Annotated in this window: 12 protein-coding genes and 1 tRNA gene; 3 read left to right on the top strand and 10 right to left on the bottom strand. The window is 45.0% G+C overall.

Annotated elements, in window-relative coordinates:
• Positions 1-41: 41 nt before the first annotated feature.
• From essB to NST70_RS05140, 6 genes are all read right to left on the bottom strand, one after another.
• Positions 42-1217, bottom strand: coding sequence for a type VII secretion protein EssB (essB, locus tag NST70_RS05165; RefSeq protein WP_260832525.1), 1176 nt, complete (start codon positions 1215-1217; stop codon positions 42-44).
• 36 nt (positions 1218-1253) lie between these two features.
• Positions 1254-1505 (bottom strand): EsaB/YukD family protein, encoded by a 252-nt coding sequence (locus NST70_RS05160; RefSeq protein WP_260832524.1) that lies wholly within the window; start codon positions 1503-1505, stop codon positions 1254-1256.
• A gap of 37 nt (positions 1506-1542) precedes the next feature.
• Positions 1543-2031, bottom strand: coding sequence for a type VII secretion protein EssA (gene essA / locus NST70_RS05155; RefSeq protein ID WP_260832523.1), 489 nt, complete (start codon positions 2029-2031; stop codon positions 1543-1545).
• Positions 2006-3403: a hypothetical protein gene (locus NST70_RS05150; protein ID WP_260832522.1), complete on the bottom strand. Its 1398-nt coding sequence runs from the start codon at positions 3401-3403 to the stop codon at positions 2006-2008. Before NST70_RS05150 ends, essA begins: the two co-directional genes overlap by 26 nt.
• A gap of 32 nt (positions 3404-3435) precedes the next feature.
• Positions 3436-5676, bottom strand: coding sequence for a type VII secretion protein EsaA (esaA, locus tag NST70_RS05145; protein WP_260832520.1), 2241 nt, complete (start codon positions 5674-5676; stop codon positions 3436-3438).
• A 517-nt stretch (positions 5677-6193) separates the two neighbouring features.
• Positions 6194-6490, bottom strand: coding sequence for a WXG100 family type VII secretion target (locus tag NST70_RS05140; RefSeq protein WP_061577277.1), 297 nt, complete (start codon positions 6488-6490; stop codon positions 6194-6196).
• Between the two features lie 227 nt (positions 6491-6717).
• Between NST70_RS05140 and NST70_RS05135 the strand changes: the two genes are divergently transcribed.
• Positions 6718-7827, top strand: coding sequence for a 5-methyltetrahydropteroyltriglutamate--homocysteine S-methyltransferase (locus NST70_RS05135; protein WP_061577276.1), 1110 nt, complete (start codon positions 6718-6720; stop codon positions 7825-7827).
• Positions 7828-7913: 86 nt separating this feature from the next.
• Here the strand turns inward: NST70_RS05135 and NST70_RS05130 are convergent, their stop codons facing one another.
• Complete coding sequence (locus NST70_RS05130) at positions 7914-9137, bottom strand: acetate kinase (RefSeq protein WP_035181988.1); 1224 nt, start codon at positions 9135-9137, stop codon at positions 7914-7916.
• A gap of 324 nt (positions 9138-9461) precedes the next feature.
• Here NST70_RS05130 and NST70_RS05125 point away from each other — a divergent pair, with 324 nt between their 5' ends.
• The gene (locus NST70_RS05125; protein ID WP_110133890.1) at positions 9462-10340 is read left to right on the top strand and encodes a PocR ligand-binding domain-containing protein; all 879 of its coding nucleotides are present in this window, start codon (positions 9462-9464) and stop codon (positions 10338-10340) included.
• Positions 10341-10465: 125 nt separating this feature from the next.
• A tRNA-Val gene (locus NST70_RS05120) sits at positions 10466-10538 on the top strand.
• 511 nt (positions 10539-11049) lie between these two features.
• On the opposite strand, the gene NST70_RS05115 is transcribed toward NST70_RS05120, so the two are convergent.
• The 3 genes from NST70_RS05115 to NST70_RS05105 all read right to left on the bottom strand — a co-directional run bounded on the left by NST70_RS05115 (position 11050) and on the right by NST70_RS05105 (position 13833).
• On the bottom strand, positions 11050-11286 hold the full coding sequence (locus tag NST70_RS05115; RefSeq protein WP_342475902.1) for a hypothetical protein: 237 nt from the start codon (positions 11284-11286) through the stop codon (positions 11050-11052).
• 131 nt (positions 11287-11417) lie between these two features.
• On the bottom strand, positions 11418-11807 hold the full coding sequence (locus NST70_RS05110; RefSeq protein ID WP_110133889.1) for a hypothetical protein: 390 nt from the start codon (positions 11805-11807) through the stop codon (positions 11418-11420).
• Positions 11808-12648: 841 nt separating this feature from the next.
• Positions 12649-13833: an amidase gene (locus NST70_RS05105; RefSeq protein ID WP_061086652.1), complete on the bottom strand. Its 1185-nt coding sequence runs from the start codon at positions 13831-13833 to the stop codon at positions 12649-12651.
• Positions 13834-13870 lie beyond the last annotated feature (37 nt).

Below are 13870 nucleotides of genomic sequence, written 5' to 3'. Positions count from 1 at the left end.
CGCGGCCATCCCATTGGATAACAACCGGGTCCGCAAGCCCGTTAAAATGGATGTGTGCCTCCTGCAGATCCCCGATTCTTTGCATAGGATTGGGCTTTTTCTTCGTATTGCGCCACCTTTTCTTCCCTTTCCGCACCGCTTAATTGGGGATCATTTTGGGCCTGTTCCTCTTTTTTAAGATAAGCATAGACGATCAGGACCGGGTCATTCATATAAAGCGCGAGATCCAAAGACTTGTTTAAATTTCCGCGCCCATTGTATATCCAGTACAGCAAATAATTCGGATCACTTTTTAAACTGATATTGTTCATCACATTGGTTTTCGCTTCATCATCCATGTTTTCTGTTTTTACATAAGAATAGGCCAAAACATATTTTCCGGCAGCAGGCAGTTTTTCCGGATTCATGTCGTTTAAATCGCTGATGACACCCGAATAATTTTCGGAAAGAAAATCATGGTGCGCAGCGAGAAGATGCTGCTGGAACGGGAACTTCATAAATGCGAAATAAATAAGCGGAATGGCAAGCAGGATGCAGACTGCCATCATCGCATAGGACAACCGTTTGAAAAGGCGGAACTGCTTTTTCGGCACGGTTTGCATCGTGCGCTCCGCTGCTTTCTTTTCCAGGAGGTACTGCTCATAAAGAAATGCGGCAAGCTCCCCGGCATCCTCCATCCCGGCAACCCGGCGTTCAAATTCCGTTTCTTTGACATGTTCCAAAGAACCGGCATACAGCTCGTCATAGGTGTATTTTTTGGAGAACAGCGCAACTGCCAAACATTTATACCGGTATAAAAATTCATCCCCATTTTGTTCGTACGGCGGCAGCACACCGCGGATCCCCCTGTACAGACAAAACGGCATCAGATTTTCGTCAAACACAAGATTTTGCGGATGAAAAAAGCAGATGAATCTCGTATCAAAGCATTTCCGAAATCGCGCCAGATTGTGCAACAGCCGGAGTTTTTCACTGCGGCTTAATCGCATGGCGTTCTCCCACGGGTTCAGGCCTTCTGTCTGGAATGAAAAAGTGAAAACGTCTTCCCCCTCTTCCACCGTTACCGGGAGAAACAAATCCATCGTTTCTTCCAAAAGGCCCAGCTGCCGGGCATCTTTTACACGTGTCTGCGATTTTGCCATTTCGAGCTTCCACACGCCGCCGTCCATTCTGTACTTTATTTCCGCGGCATTCATCTTTACAAGTTTTTCCTCCATCTGTCCGGCTCCCCTTTTCAAACAAATATGTAAACATTACAAAACAACCAGAATATCTCCGTTTGCAATCGGGAAGTCCCAAAGCCTGTCGTCATCTGATATGACGAGTTTTTTGGCCGGGATTTTTACCGCAAACGGGCGGGTTTCTTCAGTGTCAAGCCCAAGGGCATCGATTAACTGGGAAAGCAGCTGGCGGACAGGCTGATGGGCGGGAATCCGCACATCATACCTTCCTTTTTGCCATTTTTGAAAATCAACGGTTACATTTAAATGCGCTCCGGTTGGCATATCTTGACCCTCCTTACATCATTGCTGATGTGAAAATTCAACTGTCTTTCCGCAATACGGCATAAGCGCCACCTGCCACCAGACAGACAGCACCGAAAAGCGAACCAGCGAAAATTCCTACATGCCCGCCTTCCTGCTTGTTTTTTATTTCCGGCCTGTCTGCAGCATCGGTTTTGTAGTCTTTTGAAAAAAGGGACAAGGCCACTTTGGCTGCAGTCGTTTGTTTCGTACCGGTTTTTTCCGTAAACAAAGTCTTTTTCAATTGTTTGCCGATTTTCGCTTCCGCCTGCTGCTTTGCTTTTACGGTTTCGACCGTTTGCTTTTTAAAAAGATCGGGAGCGATTTTTTCCTGCGCGGTTTCCACTTCCTGTTGGTCCCCGCTGCTTTCCCCGATACGGCCCGATTCAATCTGCAGCTTTCCGCTATGCTCCAGGTTGTCTGATGCAAAAGCCGGCATAGCATGGAGGGCAAACGCGGCAAACAAAGCCGCGATTGCCACGTTAAAGTGCCTGATGGACATCGTCATCTTCCGCCTCCCCTGCTTTTGTAAAGCGGTTCAGAACAAACAGCTGGCCGATTTCTGCCAATAAGCCAACAGAAACGAGTACAATCAGGTAGCGCACGGAATCCACATTGTGACTGTCAAACCCAGCAAGCAAGTTCTGGATATACTGTAAAGGCGAAACCCGCTGCCACATTGCAGCTGCCGAGGCCGGATCAAAGTGGATGCCGAGCGTATCCGTGAGAAACAAATACAGGCAAAGCACCATCAACAGAAGAAACATGCCGGCCATCTTCAGTTGCCGCAATAAGTATACGGCAACAGCCACCATTGAAAAGCTAATGGCAACGGACAATCCGATCCATGGCAAATATTTGTCCTCCGCGATATGCAAATAGGCGGCTGAAATTGCGCCAATCAGCAGGCCTTCCGCAATTCCTGTGCCGGCTGTAAGGAAAGCCGCCGGCATATTGGCCGCATACAACGGCTTTTCTTCTTCAAAAGAACTGCCGGAAGCGCGCCGTTTTTCAAAGGTTGAAAGGACATAAGCCGTAAACAGCGCGGAAATGAAGAAAATCAGCACGAGATAGTACGGCACAAAACTGTCTTTTGCAACGATCGTCCCGCTGTTTTTCGTCTGCACCGGATTGGACAAAAAGTATAGCAAATCTTCATTCGGACGGTTGCCGATACGGCTGTTTGCCAATACACCTGCGAAATTTTTCGCGAATTTCTCATCGCCCGAAAGCTTGTTGAGCAGATTGTCAGAAAGCGAATTGGCCCGTTTAACCAAAGTCTGCCCGCTCGTTTTGATGTCCCCGGCCTGCTTGTCAATCTCATCAAAGGTTGTAAAAACGGTGTCCGCAGCATGCAGGTTATGCTCGGATACTTCTTTTAATGATTCGCTTGTTGCAAGCAGCGTTGTCAGACGATCCCCGAGGGAAACGACCGTTGTTCCTTCTTTTCCCATGCTTTCAGTCATTTGCCCGTTGTCTTTTTGAAGATCGAGCGAAGTTTGCCGCCAGTCATCCAGCTGCTGGAGCGTTGCCGCAATGGCGGTATTCATATTTTCCGCCTGTGCCATGGCAGCCTGGATTTGCGATGCCATTTGATCGGCATGGCTTTGCGTTTCTTCCACAAGCTCGAGCCAGCCGCCCGTTTTGTTTTTCAATGCTGCCGTCTGTGCGCGGACATCTTCTGAAATCTGCCCGGCAATATAAGCGGCAAGCACATCCGCGATATTCTGCTTGTTAAACAGGTAGTACAGCGAGTCTTCCGTTGCAGCATCTTTTAAGCTGCCGGCACCTGCCAAATCATCTGCATTTTTTCCAAAGTACAGTTCATACAACATTGCGGTCTTCTGATATTCCCGGATTGTTTCATTTAAACTCTTCATCAGTTTGTTTTCCGGATCATCCGTGAGCATCGTCATCGCTTGGTGTGAAATCGTATTGTTGACAGTGGTGACCGGTTCTGGCTGCTGTGTGCCGCCCGCGTTTCCGCTTGTGTCCCCGGTCCCCCGTTTCCGGCGTCACCATTTCCGGGATTTTGAGGATCCGTACCTGTTCCGGTCCCCGTGCCGTTATCCGTATTGCCGGCTCCATTTCCGGTTCCTGTGCCATTATCCGGATTGTCATTTGTTGTGCCATTCCCCGGATTGTCGTTTGCTGTGCCGGTTCCGGAGCCATTCCCCGGCGCGTTGCCAGCCCCATTTCCGGTACCGGAGCCGGTTCCCGGATTGTCATTTGTTGTGCTAGTCCCAGAGCCATTCCCCGGTGTATTGCCGGCCTTGTTTCCGGTCTCCGTGCCGCTATTTGCCGGACTACCGCCATTGCTGGATCCGCTTCCTTTAGAACCACTGTCTCCTTTATCGCCAGCCCCGCTGTTTTCGTTTCCACCGGTGCTCTCTGAAGTGCGGCTAACGGTTGTTCCGCCCTTGCTTGCATGTGCTGCATTGGTGCGGGCGTCACCAGTCTTGCTATTTTTTTCCATTTTTCCGTTTTCCTTTTGGCCGCTTTCGTCATCTCCAGTTTTTCCTTTGCTGTCTGTCGCATCTTCCTGTTTGATTTTCCAGGACCAGGCAACCGGCTCAAAAAGTTTTACGTCTTCCCGATCCTTTTTCAAAATGACTTTTGCTTTGACTGAAAAAGGTCCTTGAGCCGTTTTTGGAAGCGTGACCCCGTTATCTTTTACATCGTTCGCCCCATATGTTTTCTCTTCGCCGCCAGGGAGAACGAAGGTCAATTTTTCCAACGTAAAAGCATCCGGGATTTGAAGCGTAAAGATTTGCCCGTCTTTCTTCATTTCCGGCAGGTCTGCGACTTCATCCGATAAGACAAGCCCGTTTTCTTCAAGATTTTTCTTGATATCCTCCACTTGTTCCACAATCGGCAGCGTCTCAATTTTTGCCAGAGGGGTGTATCCGAATTCTTCGTCATATTGGTTCGTAACGGAAATGACGTTTTTTAAGCCAGAAGATACTGATTCATCCAAACCGGCATTTTCAATTTCCTCTAATTTCAGTGCCGGCAGTTTTTCAATTTCGCGCTCAATAGCAGCCCGGATTGCTTTGTCAGGTCCTTCAAAAAACCGGTTTAACGGGACCTTCTGATCCCCCGCACTGAAATTTTTTTGCAGTTGCCCGCTAATCGACTGCTGCAGGTCGGATTGGAGAGTCGTTTCAAGGTCGTTCTGCTGCGCACGAAGCGCATTCGCCGTATCAGCCAGATATTGCCGGATTGTATCGGATTCGAAGCGGATATTCGCATCTTCACCCGTTTTATTGCTGAACTGGGCGCGCACCGCTTCATTTGCAAGGTTAAGGCCATCAAGCTGTTGTTTGACGGCTTCGCTCGTTAGCGCGTCATTTAAAGAAAGAAGACGGTCGCTGAAATTTTTGGCAAGGGAGTCGGTCATATTTTTCATTTTGACATAATCCAAATAATCGTTTTGGAGTGAGTCCCCTTCCTTTTTGCCATCTGCCAGTACACTGCTGTTGCTTTTCAGCAGATCCTGAAATCCTTTAAATACCTCTTTTGAAAGCTGCGACTGGTCCTGGACCGTTGCAAATTGCCCGGTGTATCCGGCAATCGGTGCCTTCACATGTTGAATGTAATCTGATGTATGTTTTTTTTCTTCGTTTACAAGGGCGGATACATTGTCCTGCGCGTCATGCAGATTGCCAAGGACACTGGCAAAATAAACATCGATAATCCGCCGGTTAAAATCTTCGAGTATAGAGCCGGCCGTTTTTTCAGCTTTTTCCTTTAAAGCAGAGCTGTCCGATGCATTGACTTTGTAATTGAGTACAATATTTTGCGGATTTTTGGAATCAATGGATAATGCCCTTTTTGTAAAATCGCTTGGGATGACGATCATCATATTGTATGTATTGTCATTCAGTCCATTTTCCGCCATCCCGCGGCTTACAACATACCAGTCCTGGCTGTTGTCTTTTTCGATACTTTTGACGAATTCATTTCCAAATGTGTATTTTTTTCCATTAAATTGGCCGCCTTCGTCTTCATTGACGAGCGCCACTGCCATTTTCCTGTCATCATCGCTCGTGGTTCCCTGCTTTGCCGCATCTAACCCAAAATAAGAACTGCCAGATGTCAGGACAAGTATAAATAGAAGAAATACGGCTCCCCCTGCTAACCATCTTCTCAAAACTTTTCCACTCCCCTCGTTCCTGTTTGATTGGAATTAAAATGGATGTTTCTATAGCTGTAAGCCGCGTGAAAACCGATATGGAAGTTTCAGATATGGCGAGAAAACGTAGTTTCATTCGTTCAATACACGTTTTATGCTGAATTTTTCTTTCAAAACTATAAAATGAATGAACCATTGCTACTTTGTTGCCGGCTGCAAAAAGGAATCATCTTACAAATGGATGACCTTGTCTCAATGTAAAAACTAAGGGTTTCAAGGATGATTCCCACTGGTCTCGACCCAGCTACCTCCCCCCTGTCAAGGTGGCGCTCTCCCAGCTGAGCTTAAGTTCATTTATAATAGGTGCATATTTCAGGTTCATTGCCCATGCCGGCATGAATGCAGCACCATCAAAGGAATAAAAATGAACAAGCGCGTCTTTCAAGATAGATAGCTTCCGTCTTGCATTTTCAATAGAGAAAAAGCCACACAACGGCTGTCGCGTGGCTCTTTGTGGAAAAAGACTGCAGATGTGTTATTGAAGCCCGAAGTTCCGGGACAATTCTTCATCATGCTGCGCAACTGCATCCGCCGTTTTGTTCAGCTGCGTATTAATGTCATGCATGAGCTGGGCAAAATTTTGTACTTTCGGCTTCAGCTGGTTGAACTGGTCATCGAAGCCCTGGAACGCACGGCCCTCCCATTCCCCACGTAATTCATTTTGCAGATTGGTAAGGTCCCTCAACAATTGTTCAATTTGCTGCCCGGCATTGTCGTAGCGCTGTGCCTTTGCCTTGAGTTCTTCAGGCGTCATTCGAATTTGTCCTGCCACCATCATTTTGTCTTTTTGAGCTGTTGTAAAAGACAGTTCAGTGGAAAGCTGCGACGGTTTTGTCTTTTTGAGCCGGTGTAAAAAGACATTTTGGTCGGCTCCTGGCCCGTTTTTGTTTTTGATCTTTTGCTTGCAGTACATCACTTGGCACATTCATTTGCCAAAAAGCGGTTTACTTTTCTTCCTTTTTTTGCTATCATTCTAAATATTTACAAGAAAAGGAGAAGATGCAATTGGCTAAAAAGACAACACCCCCATTCCGCGCCGATCATGTCGGGAGTCTGCTCAGGCCGGAAAAGTTGAAACAAGCCCGCCGCTGGCAAGAATCAGGCGAAATCACAAAAGAAGCGCTGCGTGAATTAGAAAATGAGGAAATCAAAAGGATTGTGGCAAAGCAGAAAGAAATCGGCCTGCAGTCTGTAACGGACGGGGAATTCCGCCGGGCTTACTGGCATTTTGATTTTCTCGAAAATCTTACTGGTGTGGAAGGATACGAATCCGGGGGCGGCATCCAGTTTAAAGAAAAGCAGACGAAATCGCATTCCATCCGGATCATCGGGGATCTGGATTTTTCCGGTCATCCGATGATTGACGATTATAAATTTTTACATAGCGTTGCCGGGGACCATTTGCCCAAAATGACCATTCCAAGCCCGAGCATGCTGCATTTCCGAGGCAAGATTGCATACGGGCGTTACCAGGCGGATGAAGATTTGTTTTTCCACGATCTTGGAAAAGCTTATAAAAAAGCGATTGCCGCTTTTTACGATGCCGGCTGCCGCTATTTGCAGCTCGATGATACAGCATGGGCATACCTTTGCTCCGATGAACAAAAAGAACAGTTGAAAGCCCGCGGGGTGAATCCGGGCCATCTGGAAAAACTTTATGCCCGCACCATAAATGAAGCAGTCAGCGGACGGCCCGATGATTTGACAGTTACGATACACATTTGCCGGGGCAATTTCCGTTCGACATGGATTGCTTCCGGCGGCTATGAACCGGTCGCCGAAACGCTATTTAACGGCCTCAATATTGACGGCTTTTTCCTGGAATATGACAGCGACCGCGCCGGCGGATTCGAACCCTTGCGCCATGTACAAAGGAAAGACCTGCAAATTGTGCTCGGCCTTGTCACTTCCAAATTCGGCGAGCTCGAAAATGCGGACGATGTGAAGCGCAGAATTGACGAAGCCTCCAAGTATGTCCCGCTTGAACAGCTTTGCCTCAGTCCGCAATGCGGTTTCGCTTCCACAGAAGAAGGCAATCTGCTTACTGAGGAAGAACAATGGGCAAAACTATCACACGTGGTAAAGATTGCCGGGGAAGTTTGGGGATAGCCGGGCAAGTCCCGTTTGTTTTCCAGCAAAAAAGGACGATGCGCCGATCGTTTTACCGCATCGTCCTTTTTTAAATTGCCGCTTTTTCAGACCCTCACTGTTTGTTTTTCGGACAAACGCGCGGCTTGCCCTTCACTTAAGCGCCAGGTATCCCGTGCAATCATCAATTCTTCGTTTGCCGGAATGACCAGTAAAGACACTTTTGAATCAGGGGTATGAATATACGGCCCGTTTTCTTCGTTTGACTGGAAATCCAATTTTGCCCCAAGATAGGCTAAATTGGACACCACTGCTTGCCGGACGGAGGCAGAATGTTCCCCGATCCCTGCCGTGAACACAATGGCATCCACACCGCCCATCAATGCAACATAACCGCCGACACATTCTGTCACACGATTCACAAACATTTTGATTGCCAATTCCGCCTGCTCATTATGGGCTTTTGCTGCCAGCTCCACGTCGCGGAAATCATTTGAAATCTCGGAAATGCCGAGCAAGCCGGACTCTTTATTGAACATATCCATCATTTCATCAATGGTGTGCCCTGTTTTTTTCATGATAAATGGAATGATGGAAGGATCAACCGTGCCGGAACGCGTTCCCATCATCAATCCGGCCAGCGGGGTAAAGCCCATTGAAGTATTGACAGACTTTCCGCCTTGAATTGCGCAAATGCTGGAACCGTTCCCTAAATGGCAGGAAATGATTTTCAAATCTTTCAATGGTTTTTCAAGAAGCAGGGCCGCTTCACTGGCAACATACTGATGATTGGTTCCATGGAAGCCGTATTTCCGGATATGATATTGGTTGTATAATTTCAAAGGCACCGGATACAAATATGTTTCAGGTGCAAGTGTTTGATGGAAAGAGGTATCGAACACGGCTACAGCACATGCTTTAGGAAGCCTTTTCATAAAAGTCCTGATTCCGAGTAACCCAGCCGGATTATGCAAAGGCGCCAATTCGCATAAATTTTCAATTTTTTGAATCACTGTACGGTCGAGTACGGCAGAATCCGAAAAGTCTGAACCCCCATGTGTGATCCGATGTCCGACAGCTGAAATTTCATTTAAATCATCGACAATATGGTTCTTTAAAAGAATTTCAATCAAATAATCCGCAGCGTCACGGTGATCGTGAATCGGCGGTTTTTCTTTTTGGCGGAAACCGTTGATTTTATATGAAACTTCAGGGGCATCGAATCCGATTCGTTCAAACACCCCTCCAATTAAAATACTTTCATCCGGCATATTGAAAACTTTAAATTTTAATGAAGAACTGCCTGCATTAATGGCCATTATTTTTTTCATTTTATATCCCTCCGAAAGATAACAATCTTATCCGCAACATTTTATGTGATCTCTTTCACAAATAACTATATGCATTTCCTTATAATACAAGTATAAAGAAACGCTTTGTAACAAATTTGCCTATTCCGGCGTCAAATTCAGCTAAAAATAGAGAAAATGATATTTTTTTGTTGCGCTTTCATTTATAATGAGGTTAGAAATCAATGTTTGCGCTTTCCCGCCTTTTTGCATGGTAAAAGATTCATTTGTATTTTTTTGTTCAGCTTTGAACAAGATTTTGTAATCGCTTTAACGATTGCTTTTTGAAAACGGGGGCTTTGTGAAATGGAAAACAAACAACAAATTGAAAAAGTAATGGAAATGTTTTCTTCTGCGACCGGGCTCACAGCGGTTTATGTGGATATTGACGGAAAAGAAATTTCTGATGATGATCAATTCCCGCCTGTCTGTCAAATCATCCGGCAAGTTCCGCATCTCCGGAAACACTGCCAAACATGTGCGAAATTCGGCGGTTTTGAAACAATGAAAAACGGGCAACCCTGCATGTACAGGTGCCATGCTGGCCTCGCGGATTTTGCGGTACCGGTAAAAAGCCGGGAAAACACGCTTTATGGTTTTATCATTGGCGGTCAGGTGCGCCTGGAAGACGATGAAACTCAAGTGAAAGATTTTTTGCAGCAACAACCGCTTGATCTGTCTTCCCACCGTGATTTTGCGGCCGCCTATAGCAAACTTCCGGTTTTTTCTTTAGAAAAATTATCTGCTTCTGCCGAAGTGCTGGGTACTTTGTCAGAATACTATTTGTCTTCCGTTTTAAATGAAGAAGCAAAACCGGCGAAGGAATCAACCGCTCAAGTGAAAAAACATGCCAGCTCCAAAAAAGAAATAAAGCAAGCCCTTCAATATATACAGAAACACATTCACCAGCCTGTCACTTTGGAAGAAGTCGCCGGCCATGTGTATTTAAGCCCATACTATTTCAGCAAACTTTTCAAAAAGGAAACCGGCGAAACTTTTGTTTCTTTTGTCAACCGTCAAAAAATGAATCTGGCAAAAGACATGCTTGCCAACGATGACTTGCCGGTTTCTTATATTGCGCACAGCCTGGGTTTTCGGGAGATCAGTTATTTCAGTAAAGTGTTCAAAAGGTATTACCAAACCACCCCGACCAGCTACAGGGCGATGTCCCGTAAAAAAGGATGACCGTGCGCGGCATGAAGGAGAATCCCATTTTTTCGAGATAGGATTTCTATTCTTTTTTTAAAAAAACTGATTGACAAGGCACCCCGTTCCTTATATACTAAATATTGTCCGACAGAGATGAATATGATTCCGTAGCTCAGCTGGGAGAGCGCCACCTTGACAGGGTGGAGGTCGCTGGTTCGAGACCAGTCGGAATCATCCTTAGAACCCCTGAGCCGCAACGGTTCTGGGGTTTTCTTATTTTTTCAAATTGTGAATGAAAAGGCGAGTTGTTGCCCAAATATTATTCATACCTGAGGCTTGCTGAACGGATCCGATTCTGAGTTTGTACCCATTTTGTCAGTAATTTTGCAGATTTAGGCATTTTGCTTATTCTGCAAGTTCTATGTGAAGAAAGCATGCAAAATTGAAGGCCTTCCTTAACTTAGTGGGCGCCTACGTTAAGAAAGCGTGCAAAAATGACGACCTTCCTTCACATAGAACCCGTATACGTTAAGGAAGCATGGGAAAATGATGGTCTTCCTTCACATAGGGGGCGTCTACGTTAAGAAAGCGCGGGAAATTGACGGCCTTCCTTTACATAGGGCGCGTCTATGTTAAGAAAACATGCAAAATTGAAGGCCTTCCTTTACATAGAGGGCGGATTTTAAAACCTGCTTCCTGCCACGCTCTTAAAAAAGCACACTCACTCTTTTGTCCGCCGTATTTTTCAATATTCTTTTATGGAAGTTGTAAAACCGAAAAGCGCAATCAGCATAATGATACAGCCTGCTAAACCTATTGCCGATGAAGACTTCATAACATCCCCCACTACTCCCCATACTAAAAATCCAACAGGTGATAAAAATGTGGATATGCTTGCAATTCCGAGTACCATGCTTCTATATTCTTCCAATGAGAGTTCATACAAAATCAATGTTGATATATAACTTGTAATAGTAAACAAACTCCCTACTAAAAAGAAGATAATATAAAGCAAAAGGGTTTTAACAAAAAATACGGTTGTATAAAGCAGCCCTGCTACACACAAACTCGTTAAATAAATATAACCTCGGAACTTTTTTATTTTATAAACGCTCAATATAAATTGATTAAAAAAGATCCTACTGAATAAAAAGTAAGAACTACGCCGTATACATTTGCGCTTAAATTCAAGTCATTTTGGATCATATTAACGAGGTTAACGTTATAACTACCTACTGCAATATTTGCGAAAGAAATCAAAACAACCGACCAAAAAACAATCTTATTTCCCCAAAAATATTTCAATCCGCTTTTCAAATGATCAAATGGGCTGGCCTTTTTTTGTATCGTTTGATTTTTGTTCTCATATTTTATAGACAAAGTAAACAGCGCCGCAATTAAAAAAGTAATGCTATTTAGGATGATAAATTGGTTGAATTGCAATTTTATGATGGCTATGCCAGCAAACGTTGGCGCTAAGATGGAAGCAATTTTAAATACCATTTAGTTAATCGAGACCAGTCGGGATAAATCATCAGTATTCGCGACCTCGGGCAGGATGGCGTTATAAATAGGATTGAATACCGCATCAATTAGAGACAAAACAAAAGTATAAATATAAACTTCTACGATATTGAAAGCATGATAGAATAAAGAAACTCCCCAAACAAATCTTATGATAAATCTAAGCAGGTCTATTGATAAAATGAATTTCTTTTTGGATATTCTGTCTCCAAACACTCCGGAAATAATTGAAAATACAATTCTCGGTAATAACCCAACTAACAAAACAGTTCCCATAACAAATGGTGACTTTGTTTCATTTATAACGTACCATGAAAGTGCCATAGAGTATACGATCGATCCTATACTGAAAATCCCCTGACCCGTCCATAAGAAAAAAACCGAATGATTTTTGGAAAAAAGTGATCTCACCTTTACCAATTGCCCCCATTTTTAATCCAATTGATAAACCCTTGATATGCAATATCCATCATTTTATGTAAAAAAAACTGCACATAACACTAAAAATCAGCTTCTCCCCCACATCTGTGGGCATTTTTTGTCTGGGGAAGCGATTTCTGGAAATGGCGTTGATTTTGGTGCTCACCGCCATTAAAATAGCTTATTTGTGCCTGGTTTTTTTCTGTTTTTTATCGAGGAATCCCTGTATGAACGTTCGGCCAAAGATTTTTTGTTTAGCAGACCGAAATTTATAATATGCTTATAATGTCATAAAATTTCCATGAATGCAAGTCTTGATTATATTTCAAATTAATTGGCCGGGGAACACTGCTTTCCCCGGCCTTAACGGCTGCAGCCTAATATCCACGTTTTGCAAGAATCAAGCCGCTGATAACATCAGCTCTTCTACCCAAGCCAAAAGTTTTAAATCTTGTCTGTATCCAGCAACTACCGACAGGCCGATGGGTTCTCCTGTTGCGGTGAGAAAAGGGATTGTAAGTTGCGGCAGGCCGGCCAATCCCGCTATACAGCTGAGTTGCATTGTATGTTCCCGCGTTTTTTCTATCTCTTCCATGGATCTTCCGGTTGCGGGCGCCGGGCCGGGGGTTGTCGGCAGTACAAGAAGTCCTGAAGAACCCAGTAATCCCCTTAGTTTATCTCGAATATTCAGTCGAAGTTGATTTGCTTTTTCCCAATGGCTGTCTTCCACGATCGTAGACGCCCATTTGAATCTTTCGGCAATATCCGGGCCGAATTTTGGGCGGGCCTTTTCAATCCAAGCACCATGTGTTTTCCAAACTTCTCTTCCTTGCAGCAGGCGGAAAGTATGGCTCCACGACTTTAGCGCCTGATCTGCAATGGCCGTTCTGACAACATGTTGTTTACGGTTTTTTAGCAAGTGGTGCCATTTACTTTCAAGTAGCTTTCGCGTCTCTTCCCCTGCCAGCTCCCACGCATCCTCCGCAAAAAATATAGACTCAAATTGCGGACGGATGTCCTTTTCGGGCTTGAAGAGCACCTGCCCGACCTTATACAAAATACCGGGATCCTTGGACATCCAGCCGATTGTATCAAACGAGGGCGCCAGCGGAATAACGCCTTCCATTTTGATCACTCCATGAGAGGGGCGGAAACCAAAGATCCCGCAATAAGCGGAAGGAATCCGAACAGACCCGCCTGTGTCTGTCCCAATCGCAAAATCTGTACACCCGGCTGCTGCAGCGACTGCGGAGCCGCTGGATGATCCTCCAGGAATACGATCTTTCAGAACAGGATTGACGGGTGTCCCGTAGTGAAAATTTTCTCCATTCAGGCTGTACATTAATTCGTCTGTATGTGTCATACCAGTTAGCCGTGCGCCTTCATTTAAGAGCCATTCAATGACAGGGGCATTTTCCCCGGCTTCAGGGTGGAAGTCATACCAATCGGGATTTCCGGCAGCATTTCTGTGGCCTTTTACAGCAAAAACGTCTTTAACAGCAAAAGTATAGCCATCCAATAAGCCATTTCTTTTTGGCCATACAGTCACGTCCGGGTCAATAAAAGCATTCCATTTATCTTCCATATTTTAGCACTTCTCCTTGTTTTATTGTGGCACCGGT

It is taken from the genome of Weizmannia sp. FSL K6-0777, from assembly GCF_038593185.1.
GTDB lineage: Bacteria > Bacillota > Bacilli > Bacillales > Bacillaceae_C > Weizmannia > Weizmannia faecalis.
The sequence above is the reverse complement of the archived record's forward strand: the minus strand, read 5'-3'. Positions and strand labels throughout refer to the sequence as shown.